The 17587-nt window shown below is 72.6% G+C and carries 15 protein-coding genes; 5 read left to right on the top strand and 10 right to left on the bottom strand.

Going from position 1 to position 17587, the window contains the following annotated elements; genetic code table 11:
- Positions 1–78: 78 nt before the first annotated feature.
- Complete coding sequence (locus Q8791_RS24005) at positions 79–1491, bottom strand: aldehyde dehydrogenase family protein (RefSeq protein WP_330094053.1); 1413 nt, start codon at positions 1489–1491, stop codon at positions 79–81.
- Between the two features lie 59 nt (positions 1492–1550).
- On the opposite strand from Q8791_RS24005, the gene Q8791_RS24000 reads away from it, so the two are divergent.
- Entirely contained in the window at positions 1551–2207 is a 657-nt protein-coding gene (locus Q8791_RS24000; protein ID WP_330094052.1) for a TetR/AcrR family transcriptional regulator, read from the top strand.
- 372 nt (positions 2208–2579) lie between these two features.
- On the opposite strand, the gene Q8791_RS23995 is transcribed toward Q8791_RS24000, so the two are convergent.
- The 6 genes from Q8791_RS23995 to Q8791_RS23970 all read right to left on the bottom strand — a co-directional run bounded on the left by Q8791_RS23995 (position 2580) and on the right by Q8791_RS23970 (position 8858).
- Positions 2580–4040, bottom strand: a complete 1461-nt coding sequence (locus tag Q8791_RS23995) for an aldehyde dehydrogenase family protein (RefSeq protein WP_330094051.1) — start codon at positions 4038–4040, stop codon at positions 2580–2582.
- A gap of 74 nt (positions 4041–4114) precedes the next feature.
- The gene (locus Q8791_RS23990; RefSeq protein WP_330094084.1) at positions 4115–4954 is read right to left on the bottom strand and encodes an ABC transporter ATP-binding protein; all 840 of its coding nucleotides are present in this window, start codon (positions 4952–4954) and stop codon (positions 4115–4117) included.
- A 64-nt stretch (positions 4955–5018) separates the two neighbouring features.
- Positions 5019–5906, bottom strand: a complete 888-nt coding sequence (locus Q8791_RS23985) for an ABC transporter permease (protein WP_330094050.1) — start codon at positions 5904–5906, stop codon at positions 5019–5021.
- Entirely contained in the window at positions 5903–6760 is an 858-nt protein-coding gene (locus tag Q8791_RS23980; RefSeq protein ID WP_330094049.1) for an ABC transporter permease, read from the bottom strand. Before Q8791_RS23980 ends, Q8791_RS23985 begins: the two co-directional genes overlap by 4 nt.
- Entirely contained in the window at positions 6757–7755 is a 999-nt protein-coding gene (locus Q8791_RS23975) for an ABC transporter substrate-binding protein (RefSeq protein WP_330094048.1), read from the bottom strand. Before Q8791_RS23975 ends, Q8791_RS23980 begins: the two co-directional genes overlap by 4 nt.
- 155 nt (positions 7756–7910) lie before the next feature.
- Entirely contained in the window at positions 7911–8858 is a 948-nt protein-coding gene (locus Q8791_RS23970; protein WP_330094047.1) for an ABC transporter substrate-binding protein, read from the bottom strand.
- Between the two features lie 303 nt (positions 8859–9161).
- On the opposite strand from Q8791_RS23970, the gene Q8791_RS23965 reads away from it, so the two are divergent.
- The 3 genes from Q8791_RS23965 to Q8791_RS23955 all read left to right on the top strand — a co-directional run bounded on the left by Q8791_RS23965 (position 9162) and on the right by Q8791_RS23955 (position 12348).
- Complete coding sequence (locus Q8791_RS23965) at positions 9162–10325, top strand: 4-hydroxybenzoate 3-monooxygenase (RefSeq protein WP_330094046.1); 1164 nt, start codon at positions 9162–9164, stop codon at positions 10323–10325.
- A 239-nt stretch (positions 10326–10564) separates the two neighbouring features.
- Complete coding sequence (locus tag Q8791_RS23960; protein ID WP_330094045.1) at positions 10565–11314, top strand: GntR family transcriptional regulator; 750 nt, start codon at positions 10565–10567, stop codon at positions 11312–11314.
- 86 nt (positions 11315–11400) lie between these two features.
- Positions 11401–12348 (top strand): sucrase ferredoxin, encoded by a 948-nt coding sequence (locus tag Q8791_RS23955; RefSeq protein ID WP_330094044.1) that lies wholly within the window; start codon positions 11401–11403, stop codon positions 12346–12348.
- Positions 12349–12434: 86 nt separating this feature from the next.
- Here the strand turns inward: Q8791_RS23955 and Q8791_RS23950 are convergent, their stop codons facing one another.
- A complete protein-coding gene (locus tag Q8791_RS23950) occupies positions 12435–13100 on the bottom strand; it encodes a lytic polysaccharide monooxygenase auxiliary activity family 9 protein (protein ID WP_330094043.1) in 666 nt (221 codons plus the stop codon).
- Positions 13101–13798: 698 nt separating this feature from the next.
- Entirely contained in the window at positions 13799–14266 is a 468-nt protein-coding gene (locus tag Q8791_RS23945) for a MarR family winged helix-turn-helix transcriptional regulator (protein ID WP_330094042.1), read from the bottom strand.
- Between the two features lie 120 nt (positions 14267–14386).
- Between Q8791_RS23945 and Q8791_RS23940 the strand changes: the two genes are divergently transcribed.
- Positions 14387–15592 carry an FAD-dependent oxidoreductase gene (locus Q8791_RS23940; RefSeq protein ID WP_330094041.1) on the top strand — a complete coding sequence of 402 codons (1206 nt, stop codon included), beginning with the start codon at positions 14387–14389 and terminating at the stop codon, positions 15590–15592.
- Positions 15593–15616: 24 nt separating this feature from the next.
- On the opposite strand, the gene Q8791_RS23935 is transcribed toward Q8791_RS23940, so the two are convergent.
- The gene (locus Q8791_RS23935) at positions 15617–17419 is read right to left on the bottom strand and encodes a serine/threonine protein kinase (RefSeq protein WP_330094040.1); all 1803 of its coding nucleotides are present in this window, start codon (positions 17417–17419) and stop codon (positions 15617–15619) included.
- Between the last annotated feature and the right edge of the window lie 168 nt (positions 17420–17587).

Raw genomic sequence — 17587 nt, 5'->3', positions numbered from 1 at the left:
CGTCCCCGTTCCACGCGGGGGCGGCCCGCCCCGGGCGGAGGGCCGGAGCGGGACTGCCGCCGCCCGGCCCCCGCCGGGTCACAGGAGTCTGCGGAGCAGCTTCTCCTTGACGTCGGTGATGGGCGCGTAGGCGACCTTCATCGTGTCCAGGAAGAGCGACTTGTCGAGCACGGGCTTGGTGTGCGAGAACGTGTCGATCGACGCCGTCGAGTGGTAGGCGCCCATACCGCTGTCCCCCACGCCGCCGAAGGGCAGGTCCGGGACGGCCAGGTGGGCGATGGGCAGGCCGAAGGCCAGTGCGCCCGAGGAGGTCTCGGTCGTCAGGCGCCGCTTGGTCGTCTCCGACGCCGTGAAGCCGTACAGCGCCAACGGCTTGTCCCGCTCGTTGACGAAGGAGATCGCGGCGTCCAGGTCCGGCACCCGCACGACCGGCAGGATCGGCCCGAAGATCTCCTCCGCCATCACCGGGGCGTCCGGGGCGACGTCGCCCATCACCGTGGGCGCGATGTAGAGCTGGTCCCGGTCGCGACCGCCTCCCGCGATCACCGTCCCGCTCTCCAACAGGGCGGACAACCGGTCGAAGTGGCGCTGGTTGACGATGCGCCCGTAGTCGGCGCTCCGGGCGGGGTCGTCACCGAACATCTCCGTGATGGCGGCCGCCAACTCCCTCTGGAGGGGTTCGGCGGTGTCCCCGATCGCGAGCACGTAGTCGGGGGCCACACAGGTCTGGCCCGCGTTGGTGAACTTGCCCCACGCCAGGCGCCGGGCCGTCACCGCCAGGTCGACACCGGGCTCGACCACGGCCGGGCTCTTGCCGCCCAGTTCCAGGGTGACGGGGGTCAGGTGCTTGACGGCCGCCGCCAGGACGATGCGGGCCACCGCGCCGTTGCCCGTGTAGAAGATGTGCTCGAAGCGCTCCTCCAGCAGGGCGGTGCTCTCGGGGATGCCGCCCTCCACCACCGCGATCGCCTCGCTGTCCAGGTACCGGGGCACCAGGTCCGCCAGGGCCGCCGAGGTGGCCGGGGAGAGCTCGCTGGGCTTGACCAGCGCCGCGTTGCCCGCCGCGATCGCACCGACCAGCGGCGTCAGCGACAGGTTGACCGGGTAGTTCCACGGCGACACGATGAGCACGGTACCGAGCGGCTCGCGGACCTTGCGCGCCCTCGCCGGAGCCAGCGCCACCGGTACCGACACGCGCTGCGGGCGCAGCCACGAGGCCAGGTGCCTGAGCGTGTGGTCGATCTCGTTCACCACGAAGCCGATCTCGGTGGTGTGCGCCTCCACGGGGCTCTTGCCGAGGTCGGCGTGGAGGGCCTTCTCCAGGGTGGGGCGCTCCTCGGTGAGCAGGCGCCGCAGCGCACGCAGCTGGGCGCGCCGCCACGCGATCGGCTTGGTGCGCCCCGACGCGAAGGCCGAGCGCAGCCCGGCCACGATCGGCGGGATGTCGGTGGTCAGGGTGAACGGTTCGCCGGGGGGTTCAGTCGTCGTCATGGACCGATAGTAAACGAAAGCGTTTCGTTTCTACCAGGGCCCTCGCATAGGATTCCGGTATGACCACCGACCATCTGCCCGACGCCTCCCGCTCCCCCCACCGGGGAAGACCGCGGGACGCCACCCGGGACCGCGCGCTGATGGACGCCACCCTCGCTGAACTCCAGGCCAACGGCTACAGCGGACTCACCACGGCCGCCGTCGCCCGACGCGCCGGGGTCTCCACCGCCACCCTCTACCGGCGCTGGCGGTCCAAGGAGGACCTCGTCGTCGGCGCCGCCCGCGCCTGGGCCGAGGAACTGGGCCCCGACCGCGACACCGGAGACCTGCGCTCGGACCTGGAGGCCCTCCTCCACGACAAGGCCGCCGCCCTGGACGGCCCCTCCGGCCGCCTCCTCCGCGCCGTCCTGGGCGAGGCCGCCCACAACCGGGCCCTGGCCGACGTGCTCGTGGAGCAGTTCGTCATGCCCCTCCAGCACCGTGTCGGCGCGGTGCTGGACCGGGCTGCGGAGCGCGGGGAGATCCCCCCGGTGGAGGACGCACTCGTGGTGGGCGAGATGGTCATCGGGCCGATGGTCAGCCACACCTTCCTCATCCCCCACACACCCGGCTCACGCCCCGGCGTGGACATGGCGGAGCGGCTGCTCCCCTACCTGCTCAGGGCCCTGGGCGCGAACACCGCACCCGTGCCCGAGCCCGCCGCCCGGCGGGGGTGAGCGGACCCGTCCCCGGCCCTCAGGACGCCCGGAGCGAGGGGCGCGGCCTCCCCGCCACGCCCCGAGGAGCCGGGTCAGGCCGCCACGGCCTCCGGCGTTCCCGCCCGGCCGATCCGTCGGCGGGCACCGCGATCCCCGTACGGAAGAGGCCCCCCGCACCGCCCCCCCCGGGGGGGACAACACCGGGGGCCCGGCGGTCGGCGTGCGGCTAGGGAGTGTTTTTCAGGAGACTTCCGGGGGGGCGAGCGGCCGTCCAGGCGATCTCTCGCAAGACGATGTGCGACGTTCAGCCTGGTTGTGCTTCACGAGCGCAGAGGCGCAGCGAGAGGAAGTCTGGCGGACGCGAGCCCGGAAGGATGCAAAAAACACGACCTAGAACGGGTAGCGGGCCGGGTCGGCCTGCATCGTCACCCACTGCGTCTCGGTGAACGCCTCCAGGTTGGCGCGGGTACCGCCGAAGCGGGACCCCGTGCCCGAGTCGCCCACTCCGCCGAACGGGGCGACGGCCTCGTCGTCCACGGTCTGGTCGTTGATGTGCACGATGCCGCTGGGCACCCGGTCGGCGATCTCCAGGCCGCGCATCGGGTTGCCGGTCAGCACACCCAGGGACAGGCCGTACTCGGTCGAGTTGGCGAGCTCCACCAGTTCGTCGACGGAGGAGAAGCGCACGACCGGGGCGACCGGCCCGAACACCTCCTCCGCGTAGGCGGGGGTCGCGGCGCCGACCCGGTCGAGGACGGTCGGGCGGTAGAACAACCCCTCGTAGGTTCCGCCCGCGCGCAGTTCGGCGCCGGATTCCACACTGCCCGTGACCAGCGCGTGGATCTTGTCGCGCTGCCCGGCGTCGATGACCGGTCCGAGCGCGGAACCGTCGGCCTCGGAGTTGCCGACGGTCAGTGCGTCGGCCTTGGCCGCCAGCCGCTCCACGTAGGCGTCGGCGACGGACTCGTGCACCAGGTGGCGTCCGGTGGTCATGCAGATCTGCCCCTGGTGGAGGAACGAGCCCCAGGCGCCGATCGAGGCGGCAGCGTCCACGTCGACGTCGTCCAGGACCACCAGTGGCGAGTTCCCGCCCAGTTCCAGGTGGGCGCGCTTGAGGTGGCGCCCGGCCGCCTCGCCGACCCTGCGGCCCGCGGCGGTGGACCCGGTGAAGGAGATGACGCGCACGTGCGGGTCGGCGACCAGGGCCTCGCCCGCGGCGACCCCGCCGGGGAGCACCTGGAACACGCCCTCGGGGACGCCCGCCCTGCGGAAGACCTCGGCCATGACGGCGCCCCCGCAGATCGCGGTGCGCGGGTCGGGCTTGAGGATGACCGCGTTGCCCAGGGCCAGGGCCGGGGCGACCGAGCGGATGCCCAGGATCAGGGGCACGTTGAACGGAGCGATCACGCCGACCACCCCGACCGGGACCTGGCGGGAGAAGCTCAGCCGCGGCTTGCCGGTGCGCAGGATCTCGCCGTGCGGTTGGGAGGCCAGGGCGGCGGCCTCGAAGCACTCCCCCGCCGCCACGTGCACCTGGAAGCCGGCCATCCCGGCCGCAGCCCCGCCCTCGCGGCGCAGCCAGCCCATGATCTCCTCGGCGTTGGCCTCCAGCAGGTCGCCGGCCCTGCGCAGGACGGCGGCCCGTTCCTCGAAGGAGGCGGCGGCCCAGCCCCTCTGTGCGCGGGCGGCCCGCGCGGCTGCGTCGCGGACGTCGTCGGCGTCGGCGATGCCGGTGCGTCCCAGCACGTCCCCGGTGGACGGCGAGACCACGGGGGCGTCACCGCCCTTGGCGGGCGTCCACACCCCGGTGAAGACGGCGGAGGTGTAGTCCTCTGAGGCGATCAGGGTCACGGTGTGTCTCCTTCGGCGGTTTCCCGCGTGTGCTGTGCGGAAGCGGTTCTGTGGGGGCCGGTGCTCGGGGGCGGCTAGCGGGCCGCTGCCTCGTCGGCGACCGGGCTCCCGCCCCGGTCCCCGGCCCGAACGTCCGTACGGGCGCCGGAGCCCCTCTTGGCCTGCTGGATCTGGGCGTAGACGCGGGCGCGCAGCTCGGTGAAGCGCTCGTCCTGGCGGGTGGTGAGCTGGTCGCGCTCGGCCGGGAGGTCGACGGTGATGTCGTCCTGTACCACGGTCGGCGAGGAGGAGAGCACCAGGACCCGTTCTCCCAGGTAGACGGCCTCGTCGATGTCGTGGGTGACGAAGAGGACGGTGACGCCCAGGCGCTTCCAGATCTCGCGGATGAGGTCTTCCAGGTCCGCGCGGGTCTGTGCGTCGACGGCGGCGAACGGCTCGTCCATGAGCAGGACCTTGGGCTCGTAGGCGATGGCGCGGGCGATGGCCACGCGCTGCTGCATACCGCCGGAGAGCTGCCAGGGGTAGGCGTCGGCGAAGCCGGTCAGCCCCACCGCCTCCAGGGACTCGCCGACGAGTTCGGCGCGCCGCTCCCTGGAGAGCTTCTTCTCCTTCAGCGGCAGCTCGACGTTGGACCGCACGTTCATCCACGGGAAGAGGCTGCGCCCGTACTCCTGGAAGACCACGGCCATGTCGGGCGGCGGAGCGGTGACGGGCCGGTCGTCGAGCTCGACGGTGCCGCTGGTGGGCGGCATGAGCCCGGCGATGCACTTGAGCAGGGTGGTCTTGCCGCAGCCGGACGGGCCGACGAGGCAGACGAGTTCGCCCTCGCCGAGTTCGAAGGTGAGGTCGCGGACGGCCTCGACGGCGGTGGCTCCCCCGTTGTAGATCTTCTGGAGGCCGGTGACCTTGAGCATGGTGGGACGTTCTCCCTCGTGGTTCGTCGTGGTCGTGGTCGGGTTCGGCGCGCTGCCCATGGGCTCACTCTCCCCGGTTCGCGGCGCGCAGACCCCGATACCAGCCCAGGACACGGCCTTCGACGAGCTCGAACAGGGCCGACAGGACGAAACCGATCAGGCCGAGCAGGACCATGCCCGCCCACATCTCGGGGATGGCGAAGGTCCGCTGGAACTGGACGATGGCGAAGCCGAGCCCGCTGGAGCTGGCGAACATCTCGCTGATGACCATGAGGATGATCGCCAGGGCCAGGGCCAGTCGCAGCCCGGCCATGATCTGCGGGCTGGCCGAGCGCAGGACGAGGACGCGCAGCCGGGTGGCGCCGGTGACGCCGTAGCAGCGGGCGGTGTCGGCCAGGACCGGGTCGACGGCGCGGACGCCCTCCACGGTGTTGAGCAGGATGGGCCACACGCAGCCGGAGATGATCACCATGACCTTCATGGAGTCGTCGATGCCGGCGAGCAGGATCATCAGCGGCACCAGGACGGGCGGCGGGATGGCGCGCAGGAACTCCAGGACGGGTTCGAGGAGGGCGCGGCTCCCGGAGGACAGGCCCAGCAGGACGCCCAGGCCGATGCCGAGGACGGCGGCGACGGTGAAACCGGTGAGCAGGCGGCCGATGCTCGGGAGCACGTCCACGAAGAAGCGGTCGGAGAACCACAGTTCGACGAAGGCGGCGGCGATGAGGTCGGGGGTGGGCGTGTAGTAGCTGTCCGAGGTGGCGCTGGCGTAGGCGTAGACGCCGATGAGCAGGACGGGGAGCAGGAGGACGTGCAGGGTGCGCACGCTCAGCCGTCCCAGGGGGCCGGGGCCCGCGCCGCGGCGGCGCGGTGGCGCGGTCGGGGCGGGGGCCTGCGCCCCGGCTGCGGCGCCGTTGTCGTCGGACCGTGTGGTCCGGGTGGGCTGGCTCATGCGGTGGCCTCCCCGCGGACGGACGTGTGCCAGCGCAGGACGCGGCGCTCCAGTGCGCGCACGCCGATGTTGATCAGGACTCCGAGGCCGCCGGTGGCGACGATCAGGGCGTAGACCGAGGAGACGGCACCGCTGGACTGGGCGATGGCGATCTCGCGGCCGATGCCCGGGGAGCCGATGATGAGCTGGGCGGTGATGGACAGGATGAGTGCGACGGCGGCGGCGAGGCGCAGGCCCGTCATCAGGTAGGGGAGCGTGGTGGGCCACACGACGTGGCGGACGCGGGCCAGGCGGCCGAGCCCGTAGGAGCGCGCGGTCTGCTCCGCGACGGGGTCGACGTCGGCCACCCCGTACAGCACCTGGATGTAGATGAGCCAGAAGCAGGCGTAGACGACCAGGAGCAGGGTGGAGCGGATGTCGGTGCCGTACATGAGGACGGCGAGGGGGATGAGCGCGACCGACGGGATGGGGCGCAGGAAGTCCACCGTGGAGTTGGTGAAGGCGCGCACCCGGGGCAGTGCTCCCAGGGTGAAGCCGAGCACGACGGCGGCGGCGAAGGCGATGGCCAGGCCCAGGGCCCATCCGGCGAGCGTGTCGCCGACGGCCGCCCAGAAGGCGGGCGTGGTGGCGCGTCGGCCCAGGGCGACGAGGACGTCGGAGGCGGGTGGCAGGTAGCGGTCGGAGACCACTCCCAGGCGGGGCACGGCCTCCCACAGGGCGAGGAACGCGACGATGCCCAGGGTGCCGAGGACTGGTCTGTTGGGGCCCGTGCGGGCGGCCCGTCGGGGGCGGGTGCTCCCGCCCGCGGGGGCCGCGGGCGCGTCGTGCGCCGGGCTTGCGGTGGTGTCGGTCATCGGATGAACGTGTCCAGGTCGGGGGCGGAGTCGATCAGGCCGTCGGTGACCATGAGGTCGGCGATGGTGTCCAGGGCGCCGCGGTCGATCTCGGGGCGAAAGCGCGGCCAGCGCAGTTCGTCGACGACGGCGGCGTCGATCTCGGTGAACTCGGTGAGGATGCGGGCGGTCTCGTCGGGGTTGTCCTGTGCGTGGACCAGGGAGGCGTTCATGGCCTCGGTGAAGGCGTCGACCGTGTCGGGGTCGGAGGCGATGAGTTCGTCGCTGGTGAAGTAGGTGGCGATGGACAGCTCGGGGTCGAGCTCGACGAAGTTCGCGGCGATGGGGGTTGCCCCCTGCTCCATGGCGATGGTGAGGAAGGGCTCGACCACCCAGGCGGCGTCGATCTGCCCGGTGTCCATGGCGCCGACCATGTCGGGGAAGGCGAGTTCGACGAAGTCGACGCCGGTGGGGTCGCCGCCGTCGAGGCGGACGGAGTGGCGTACGGAGGTGTCGCCGATGTTCTGGAGGTTGTCGATGGCGACGGTGGCGCCCTCCAGGCCGGCGGGGCTCTCGATGGCGCTGCCGGCGGGGACGACCAGGGCGCTGTAGTCGGTGTCGGCGTCCCCGGTGGTGGTCATGCCGTTGGCGACCACGGTCAGCGGCAGGCCCTGTTCGCGGGCGATGATGAGGGAGACGACGTTGCCGAAGGCGAAGTCGAGTTCGCCGCTGACGACGCGGGGGACGGTGGTGGCTCCGCCTCCCCCGGTCTCGATGGTGACGTCCAGCCCCTGTTCCTCGAACAGCCCCTGCTCGACGCCGAGGTAGAGGGGCGCGACCGCGGTGATGGGCAGGACTCCGACGCTGACGGGCGTGAGCCCGCCCTCGTCGGCGGCCTCGCCGCCACCGGTGCCGCAGGCGGTGGCGGTGAGGGTGAGCGCGGCGCCGGCGGCGAGCAGCCCCTGGGCGGTGGAGCGCCGGGAGCGGGTGCCGGAGGCGGTTCTTGTCGCGGTCATGGTGCGGTGTCTCCTGGGGGACGGTGAGGGGAGGGGCCGGACACGTCAGGGGGCGGCGGGTGTGTCCGGCACCCCGGGTGCCGGGGCTGTCGGGAGACCCGTTCCCGTGCCGGGCGCGGACCCTCGGGGTCGGCGGGCCCGGCTCGGGCCCGGGATCAGGGGTAGAGCGCGTCGAGGTCGGGCTCGGCGTCGAGGAGTCCGTCGGTGACCATGAGGTCGGCGAGGGCCTGCACGGACTCGCGGTCGGTCTCGGCGGGGAAGCGGGGCAGGACCATCCGGTCGATGACGGCCTGGTCGATCTCCGTGTAGGTGGAGATGATCCGGCGGACCTCGTCGGGGTTGTCCTCGGCGTAGGCGAAGGACTCCTCCAGGGCGGAGGTGACGTCCTCGAAGAGCTCGGGGTCCTCGGCCACGCGCTGTTCGGAGGCGAAGTAGGCGGCGACCGACAGCTCGGGGTGGGTGTCCACGAAGTTGGAGGCGATCTCGCGGTGTCCGGCCTCGCGGATGATCGAGGCGAAGGGCTCCACGGCCCAGACGGCGTCGATCTGTCCGGTCTCCAGGGCCGCGGGCATGTCAGGGAAGGGGAGTTCGACGAACTCGACCTCGGCGGGGTCTCCCCCGGCCTCGCGCACGGACTGGCGGACGGTGGTGTCGCCGATGTTGTTGAGGTTGTTGGCGGCGACCGTGAGCCCTTCCAGGTCGGCGACGTCCTCGACGGGGCTGTCGTCGAGGACGAAGACCCCGCCGAAGTCCGCGCCCTGCTCGCCGGTGGTGGTGACACCGTTGGTGAGGACGACCAGGGGCAGGCCCTGCTCGCGGGCGACGATGAGGGAGACGGCGTTGCTGAAGGCGAGGTCGAACTCGCCGCTGACGACGCCGGGGACGATGGCCGCGCCGCCCGACCCCGACTCCAGTCTCAGGTCGATGCCGCGCTCCTCGAAGAACCCCTGTTCGACGCCCAGGTGGACGGGGGCCACGTCGACGATGGGGATGACCCCGGCGGTGATGGTGGTGAGGCCCGCGGAGCCGGAGTCGGAGTCGGCGCACGCGGTGGCGGCCAGCAGTGCGGCTCCTGTGGTGAGGATGGCCAACTTACGGCGCATCGGTGCTCCAACTGCGTCGGGGTGGGCGCCGACGCCCACCGTTGTACGTTTTGCGAACACTTGTTCTTTTTGCGAACATAGGTGATCCGGCTCACTGGGTCAAGATGTGATGCGAGCACATTTCAACACCATGAACACCGGGTGATGGGATGACTGTGCCTGGTCAGGGCATTCCAGACCCCGCATTGCCAGTCGACCGGAGGCCTCGCTAGGCTCGCACTGTGTTCGATATGTGAATTTATGTTCGCATAGAGAACACTTAAGACGCCTGGGCGGGACGCCCACCGGACGAGGGGACACCTGATGCGCACACGCGTCGGCATCATCGGAGCGGGGCCCTCCGGCCTCCTGCTCTCCCACCTGCTGCACCTGTCCGGCATCGAGTCGGTGGTGCTGGAGACCCGGGACCGCGACTACGTCGAGGCACGCCAGCGCGCGGGGGTCGTGGAGCACGGCGTCGCCCAGATCCTGCGCCGCAGCGGAGTCGGCGACCGCATGGACCGCGAGGGCATCACCCACCACGGCATCGAACTGCGCTTCGACGGCCGCTCCCACCGCGTGGACTTCTCCGACCTGTGCGGACGCACCGTGGAGATCTGGGCGCAGACCGAGATCGTCAAGGACCTGACCGCCAGGCGGCTGGCGGACGGGGGCAGGATCCTCTTCGGCGCCCGGGCCACAGCGATCGAGGGGATCGAGACAGACCGCCCGCGCGTGCGCTTCACCCACGGCGGTGAGGAACAGCTGCTGGAGTGCGACTACGTGGCGGCCTGCGACGGCTTCCACGGGATCGGGCGGCGCAGCCTGCCCGAGGACGTCGTCCGCACCTTCGACCGGCTCTACCCCTTCAGCTGGCTGGGCGTGCTGGCCGACGTGCCGCCCTCGTGCGAGGAGCTGGTCTACGCGCGCCACGAGCGCGGCTTCGCCCTGCACAGCATGCGCTCGGAGGAGGTGAGCCGCCTCTACCTCCAGGTGCCCAACGGCACCGACCCCGACGACTGGTCGCAGGAGCGGGTGTGGGAGGAGCTGTCCGAGCGCATGGCCGTCCCCGGCTGGGAGCTGCGGCGCGGGCCGCTCACCTCCAAGAGCCTGACCCCCATGCGCAGCTTCGTCACCGAACCGATGAGCCACGGCCGCCTCTACTTCGCCGGGGACTCCGCGCACATCGTGCCGCCCACCGGGGCCAAGGGCCTGAACCTGGCACTGAACGACGTGGCACTCCTGGCGGAGGCTTTGCGCGCCTGGTACACGCGGGGCGAGACGGGGGCGCTGGAGGACTACTCCGCGACGGCCCTGCGCCGGGTGTGGCGGGCCGAGCACTTCTCCTACTGGATGACCACGCTGCTGCACGCCTCGGGCGATGCCTTCGAGCACCGCCTCCAGCTCTCGCACCTGGAGTACCTGGCGTCCTCGCGGGCGGCCTCGACCCAGCTGGCGGAGAACTACACCGGCATCCCCCGCCCGTAACGGCGGGCGGTCGCGGAGCCCGGCTCCCGTGGTCCGGATCAGGACGGGATCCGGACCACGGGGACCGTGCCACCCGGTGTGGCCGGGCGATTCATCCTGCGACAGGGGTTGTCCGGATGTCAACATCCCGCCGTCGGGGTCGGTCCGTGCCCCGGACCGCTCCCGCCCCGGCGGACCCACCCCGTACACTCGACGCGGCGTCGGGGGACGAGTCCGGGGGCGGATCCGGGAGGAACGGCATGCGCAGGGCGCAGCGGCGCGGTCTGGCCCACGAGGCGGCCGACCGCATCCGCGAGTCCATCTTCGAGGGCCACGTCCCACCGGGCGCGGCACTGCGCGAGGTGGAGCTGGCCTCCTCGCTGGACGTGAGCCGGGGGTCGGTCCGCGAGGGCCTGGCCATCCTGGAACGCGAGGGCCTGGTCCACAGCGAGTGGCACCGCGGCGCCCGGGTGATCGACCTGGGCCCCGACGACGTGGACGAGGTGTACACGGTCCGCGCGGCCCTGGAGCGCCTGGCCACCCGCACGGCGGCCGCCCTCGCCACCCCCGAACGGGTCGCGGAGCTCTCGGCCCTGGTGGGAGCGATGGAGCGGGCGCTGGCGGACGGCGCGGAGAGCCCCGTCCTGCTCTCCCTGGACATGGCCTTCCACGACCGCGTCTACGAGACCGCCGGGAACAGCCGGCTGACCGACGCCTGGCACGGGGTGCGCTCACAGGTGTACCTGTTCCAGCTGACCCGCATACGGCTGGGCCACGCCCAGTACCGGTCGGCGGTGGTCGACGAGCACCGCGACCTGGTGCGGATGCTGGCGCACGGCGACACCCCGGCGCTGGGCGACGCGGCCGAGGAGCACGTGGACTCGGCGCGTCGGGCCCTCGCGCGCCTGCTGGGCGGTGCCCCGCCCCCCGCCGAGCGCAGGGCGGACGGCCCCGCGGACCCCCTCCGCGGCCGTGACCCCCGACGCGGGTCCGAACCAAGCAATGGGTAGGCTAACCTAACACTGACACGCGGTCCTCCCCCTCCTGGCGGGGCGGCCGCGTGCTCGTGTACCCGCCTCCCGATTGGACGTGACCCGTGCGGCTTCCCACCGCCCCGGACGGCAGCCGGGGCTGCTCGGCCCTGGCCCGCTACACCGGCGAGCAGATCTCCGGGACGGCCGGACGCACGACCGGCTGGCTCCTGGTCGAGCACTCCGGGCCGTGGCGCCACCCCGCCTTCGCCAGCCCCGGCCTGGACAAGGACGCCGTCGCCGAGCTGGCCGCCAGGATCGCGGGCACCGGCATCAAGCCCCAGCTGATCAAGCGTCCCGGTACCACCTCCCGCGCCGCCTCCCCGACCGGACCGCTGCGGGCCTACTACGTGCACGTCAGCCGGACCCGCCCGTGGGTCCGCCGGGTGGACTTCGAGAACCTGTCCGAGCTCCTGGCCCACGACGTCACCGCCGTGGAGCGGCCCGAACCGCCGTCGTTCGGCGTCCCCGTCGACCACACCCTGTACCTGGTGTGCACGCACGCGAAGAAGGACCCGTGCTGCGCGGTCCTGGGCCGTCCGGTGGCCTCCGCCCTGGCCGGGGGCCGGGCCGAGGTGTGGGAGACCACGCACGTGGGCGGCGACCGGTTCGCCGCCAACCTCGTCACCCTTCCCCAGGGCGTCTACTTCGGGCGGTTGGAGCCCGAGTCGGCCGTGCGCACGGTGGCGGCGTTCGAGCGCGGGCTCGTACTCGCGGAGAACTACCGGGGCCGGTGCAGTGACTCCTCCGCCGCGCAGGCCGCCGAGGCGGCGCTGCGGGCCCGGCTGGGAACGGTGGGGCTGGACTCCATCGCCCACCTGTGCGAGGAGGAGACCGCCGACGGGGTGCGCGTCACCCTGGGACACGACGGCGGGCTGTACACGGTGTCGGTGTCCGCGGTCGAGGGCCAGGAGTGCCCGACCACGTGCTCGGCGCTCTCCCCGAGCCGACCGGTCCACCACCGGGTGACGGAGATCCGGGAGAGCCGTTCCACCGCGGCCTCCCCCAACTGACGGACCCCGGGTACACGGGACACGGCGCCGGGTCCGCCCCGGTGGCACCGCCCCTCTGCGGGAGGGCGGCGCCACCGGCGGCCGGATCAGTCGAAGACGACGTCGGAGCAGTTGTAGAACGCCTCCGGGCTGTCCGAGCGCTCCCACACCACGTACACGATGTGCTGCCCCTGCCGTTCGGGCAGGTCGACGTCCCAGTAGTACTCGGCGCCCTGGACACCGTCCTGGCGCAGCGGCGGGTCGGTCACCTCGTCGACGAGTTCCAGGTCCGCCCAGGTGAGCTCGGTCTGGGGGTCCCAGCCCGCCTCGGTGACGTACGTGAAGAAGGTGCCGGGGTGGGGGGCCCACGCGTTGTGGTGGAACTCGACCGTCTCGCCGGAGGGCAGGCCGGTGGTCGGCCAGTCGGTGCGCACGGCGTTGAACGCCGAGAAGGCGGGCGTGGGCCCGCACAGCTCGCCGTCGGCCACGACCTCCTGGTGGCGGCCGTCCGCGTCGCTGATGAGGTTGCCGAACCAGTTCCAGAACGGGTACGAGCCGCCCTCGTCCAGGGCGTCGGCGCAGGCCGGGTTGGTCGGTTCGACGTTGCCGCCCGCTCCGCCCTCCAGGCCGTCGACGTAGCAGGCGTAGGTACGGCTGGCGGGGTAGGTGAACGCGCCGTGGGCGGCGGCGGGCTGCGGGGCGAGCGACACGGCCAGCGCACCGGCGAGGGTGCCGGCCGCGGCGATCGCGCCCACCTTGGTCACAGTCTTCACGGGGGGTCTTCCTTTCCGTCTGCGGGCCTGTCCGCCCGGTCACCCGGTGGCTCCCCGACCTGCCCGTTCCGGGTGGGCGGGCGGGGCCCCGACAGGGCGATCCCGTCCACCCCTTTTCGTTGCACTGCGACAGCGCAGGCCGTGGAATCGGCTGTTTCGCCGGGGGTCGGATCGGGATTTTTGCGAGCAGGATGAACGGGCATTCAGTTTGGGAACGCTCCCATGACCTTGCACGGTGAAAGTTAACAGGAACGACACAGGGCCACAACGGGCCCTGGCGAAGAATTTTCGCCGTCCGGATCGACTCGGACACGGTGAGCGACCGGGATGCGGAGCTCCGAGTGCGGATCGCCCGTGCGTGACGTGCGACGATCGCCGATTCGCCCCTCGGATCCGCCTTCACGCGGGTGCGCCGGCGCGGGCGGTCGGTGCGCAAAGGACAGTGTGTTCGCACCTTCAGGACAGCATTCGGAACCGCGTCCCATGGTGTCATGCCGGTCCCTGCCCCGCTCCCGCCGCAGCAGTGAGCGGTCGACCGGGCGGGCGCACGCGGTGCTCCACAGGGCGTGCGCCGAGCGACCGCAGGCCCCGGAAGTACGGGCGCGGCGCGCGGGCGCACGGACCCCGGAGGGGCGTGCCGCGAGGGGCCGCGCGCCCGGGGCGCCCGGAGCCCTCCGGAGGCCGTGCGGGACCCCGGGCTAGGATCCGCCCCGGGTCAGATCGGCGGTGGCCGCCGTCTGCGCCTCCGCCGCGGCCGACAGGTAACCGGCGATGAGGGCGAGCTGTTCGGTGTCATAGCCGGCGTTGACCTCGTCGAGGCCGCGCATCAGCCCGGCGAAGCCCTCGGCCATGCGCGCGGGCAGGTCGGGGGCCACGGTGACGACCACCCGGCGCCGGTCCCGGTCGTCCCTGGTGCGCCGCACGAACCCGTGGCGCTCCAACCGGTCCAGGACCCCGGTCACGGAGGCGGGCGCCAGGCCGGAGTGGCGTACGAGCTCGCCCGCCGTACAGGGACCGTGGCGGTCGAGCAGGTCCAGGGTCTTCCAGTCGCTGGGTCCGATGCCCAGCTTCTCCCCCACGGCCGTGTGGAACATGACCGCCGCGGCACTGAGCCTGCGCCCGGCCTCCGACACCTCCCGCAGCGCCTGTTCCCGTTCCTGCCCCATGCCGCCTCCGCCTCGCTCGTCCGGACTCCGCGGCGACGCCCTTGACGCGTCCCGGAAGTCCACATATATTTCGTTCGACCGAACGAATTAATTCTGTCAGGTCACCACCAGGAGTCCATCATGCGCGTTCTCATCAGTGGCGGGGGAATCGGAGGTCCGGTCCTGGCGATCGCCCTGCGCCGGGCCGGAGTCGACGCCCAGGTCTTCGAGGCCCATGACGGACCCGCCACCGCCCTCGGCAGCCACCTGGGCCTGGCCCCCAACGGCCTGTCCGTCCTCGACACCCTGGGCCTGCTCGACACCGTCACAGCCGCCGCGTCCTTCCCCAGCGACCGCATCGAGTTCCGCAGCGGAACCGGACGCCTGCTGGGCACGCTCGACGACGGATCCTCCCGCCAGGGCGAGGGCCTGCGCACCATCACCATCACCCGCGGCCTGCTCCAGACCGCGCTCGCCGGCGAAGCCGCCGCCCGCGGCGTCCCCGTCGCCTACGGCAGGAGGCTCGTGTCCCACACCGACACCGGCCGCGGCGTACGCGTGGCCTTCGCCGACGGCACCACCGCCGAGGGCGACGTGCTCGTCGGCGCCGACGGCATCCACTCCCCCGTGCGGCGCGCCATGGACCCCGGAGCACCCGAGCCCGCCTACACCGGGCTCCTCAACATGGGCGGCCGGCTCCCCCGGGGCGCACTGCCCGACACCCCGGAGGGCACCACACGCATGGTGTTCGGCCGCCGGGCCTTCCTCGGCTACCAGACCGGCTCCGACGGCGCCCTCTGGTTCGTCAACCTGCCCCACCCCGACCAGGCGGCGGCCGACACCCCGCCCGCGGGAGGGTGGAAGAACCACGTGAGGGGGCTCTTCGCCGACGAACAGCCCCACGTCGCCGCCGCGCTCGAACAGGCCGAGGAGACCGCCTTCACCCCGCTGGGCGTGTACGACATCGCCTCGCTCCCGCGCTGGACCCGGGGCCGCGTCGCCCTGCTCGGCGACGCCGCCCACGCGATGTCCTCCTCCAGCGGGCAGGGCGCCTCCCAGGCCCTGGAGGACGCACTCGTCCTGGCCATGTGCCTGCGCGACGTGCCCGACCCCGCCGGGGCTCTGCGGGCCTACGAGCGGATACGCCGCGACCGGGTCGAGCGCGTGGTCGCCGAGGGCCGCAGGCGGAGCGCGGGCAAGCTCGCGACCGGCCGCGTCCAGGTGTTCCTGCGCGACCTGTTCCTCCCCGTGGCCTTCCGGGTGATCTCCCGGTTCGACCAGCACGCGTGGGTGTTCGGACACCGCGTCGACTTCACCGACACCGTGCGGGTCCCCGCGGAGCGCTGAGGCCCCGCGGGGACGTGCCCCGGGTCAGCCCCAGAAACCGAAGCTGTACAGCAGACCGTTGGTCGCCGCGATGACGCCCAGGGCGAGCACCGCGCCCGTGACGAACGAGGTGCGCAGCGAACGCACCAGGAACTCCAACGACACCAGGTTGTTGAGGAGGAAGTAGCCCAGCATCGTCGCGTGCCAGAACGCGTCCATCGTCAGCGGCTCGAAGTAGTACGCGGACCCGGTCCACACGTCGGTCTCGGTGGTGAACCACGCCCACGCCAGCGCCGCACCGTATCCCAGCGGGATCTGGATCAGCGGCAGGATCAGCAGCGGCAGGAGCTTGACGAAACCCCACAGGCCCGGCTGGTCGGCCCGACGCGCCTCGGACTGCGCTCTGCGGGCCGCGTCCTGCTCCGCGCGCAGGCGGTCGCGGTGCACGCGCTCGGACTCCTGCCTGCGGCGCTGCTCGGTCCTCTGCTCCTCCATACGGCGCCGCTGGTCCTCCTGCCGGCGCTGCTGCTCCACCGCCTGCCGGCGCTGTTCCTCCTGCTGCTGGCGCTGGTAGGAACCGGTGTCGGCCCGCCTGCCGCGCGACCCCTCGTACAGGTCGGCGTACGGGTCGTCCCCGCCCTGCCCCTGCCCCTGCCCCTGTCCCTGCTGCTGGTACTGGGAGGTGGCCCCCTGCCCGTACTGGGAGGTCGGCTGCCCCGGCTGCTGCTGGGTGGGCGGGAACTGAGCCGTGGGCTGGTATCCCTGGTGGCCGGGCCCGGACGCGGCGCCGTGGTCCGTACCCTGGGTCCCGCCCGCCACCCGGGTGGCCTGGTCATCACCGAACGCCCCCGCGGCGGCGGCGCCGCCCAGGGCCCCGGCCGCACCCCCCAGGGCCGCCGCACCGCCGGCCCCGAGCACCTCGGTGCGCTGGTGGCCGCCAGTGGCCTGCGGGTCCCCCGCCGAGGAGGCGAGCGCCTGGTTGACCTTGGCGACCTGCTCGCCCACGCCCGCCATCACGGCCGGGGGCAGCCAGGACGTCCCGGCGTGCACGTCGCCCAGGTAGTCGAGGATCTCGCCCGGCCCCGGCCGCCCCTGCGGGTCCTTGGACAGGCAGGCCGCGACCAGGTGGCGCAGGCTCTCGGGTACGGCGGACAGGTCCGGTTCCCGGCTGATGATGCGCATGACCATGGTGGGCATGTTGCCCTCACCGAAGGGTCCGGTCCCCGACGCCGCGAAGGCCAGGACCGCGCCGTAGGCGAACAGGTCGCTGGCGGCGGTCAGGTTCTCCCCCTGCACCTGCTCGGGGCTCATGAACCCCGGCGTCCCGATGATCGACTGGGTGGCCGCCGTCCCGTCCGTGGCGCGGGCGATACCGAAGTCGATCACCCGGGGCCCGTCCTCGGACAGCAGCACGTTGCCCGGCTTGAGGTCGCGGTGGATCAGACCGACCCGGTGGATCTCCACGAGCGCCTCGGCCAGGCCCGCGGCGAGCACCCGCACGCTCGCCTCCGGGAGCGGCCCGTGCGCCTGCACGGCCTCGTCCAGGGGCAGCGAGGGGACGTAGGAGGTGACCAGCCACGGCACCTCGTCGTCGGGGTCCGCGTCGATGACCGGCGCGGTGAACGCCCCGCTGACCTGGCGGGCCGCGGTGACCTCACGGGCGAAACGCTGGCGGAAGGACGCGTCCGCGGCCAGGTGAGGGTGGATGCGCTTGATCGCGACGGCCCGGCCTGCGGCCGAGCGTCCGAAGAACACCTGCCCCATACCGCCGGCTCCCAGGCGCCCGATCAGCCGGTACCGGCCAATGCGTTCGGGGTCAGTGTTCTCTAGGGGACCCAACGTCCTCATCCTCCGACTCTGCCGCGACTGTCATCCCGCGATTGCGGTCCCGGGACCCCCGCGATCGTAGCCAACACCGGGTGGCGCGCGGACCACGGACCGGCTCCCGCGACCGCGGGCACGGATCCCCGTCCACACACGGGAAGGGGCCCAGTCTAGGGGGTGCGGCCGACGGGA

The sequence above is a fragment of the Nocardiopsis codii genome, from assembly GCF_036327455.1.
Lineage (GTDB): Bacteria > Actinomycetota > Actinomycetes > Streptosporangiales > Streptosporangiaceae > Nocardiopsis > Nocardiopsis codii.
The sequence above is the reverse complement of the archived record's forward strand: the minus strand, read 5'-3'. Positions and strand labels throughout refer to the sequence as shown.

Excerpts from the sequence above, each read along its gene's own strand:
- Q8791_RS23985 (WP_330094050.1), bottom strand. The coding sequence starts at position 5,906 with ATGAGCCAGCCCACCCGGACCACACGGTCCGACGACAACGGCGCCGCA.
- Q8791_RS23990 (WP_330094084.1), bottom strand. The coding sequence starts at position 4,954 with ATGCTCAAGGTCACCGGCCTCCAGAAGATCTACAACGGGGGAGCCACC.
- Q8791_RS23975 (WP_330094048.1), bottom strand. The coding sequence starts at position 7,755 with ATGACCGCGACAAGAACCGCCTCCGGCACCCGCTCCCGGCGCTCCACC.
- Q8791_RS24000 (WP_330094052.1), top strand. The coding sequence starts at position 1,551 with ATGACCACCGACCATCTGCCCGACGCCTCCCGCTCCCCCCACCGGGGA.
- Q8791_RS23945 (WP_330094042.1), bottom strand. The coding sequence starts at position 14,266 with ATGGGGCAGGAACGGGAACAGGCGCTGCGGGAGGTGTCGGAGGCCGGG.
- Q8791_RS23935 (WP_330094040.1), bottom strand. The coding sequence starts at position 17,419 with ATGAGGACGTTGGGTCCCCTAGAGAACACTGACCCCGAACGCATTGGC.
- Q8791_RS24005 (WP_330094053.1), bottom strand. The coding sequence starts at position 1,491 with ATGACGACGACTGAACCCCCCGGCGAACCGTTCACCCTGACCACCGAC.
- Q8791_RS23960 (WP_330094045.1), top strand. The coding sequence starts at position 10,565 with ATGCGCAGGGCGCAGCGGCGCGGTCTGGCCCACGAGGCGGCCGACCGC.
- Q8791_RS23970 (WP_330094047.1), bottom strand. The coding sequence starts at position 8,858 with ATGCGCCGTAAGTTGGCCATCCTCACCACAGGAGCCGCACTGCTGGCC.
- Q8791_RS23980 (WP_330094049.1), bottom strand. The coding sequence starts at position 6,760 with ATGACCGACACCACCGCAAGCCCGGCGCACGACGCGCCCGCGGCCCCC.
- Q8791_RS23965 (WP_330094046.1), top strand. The coding sequence starts at position 9,162 with ATGCGCACACGCGTCGGCATCATCGGAGCGGGGCCCTCCGGCCTCCTG.
- Q8791_RS23940 (WP_330094041.1), top strand. The coding sequence starts at position 14,387 with ATGCGCGTTCTCATCAGTGGCGGGGGAATCGGAGGTCCGGTCCTGGCG.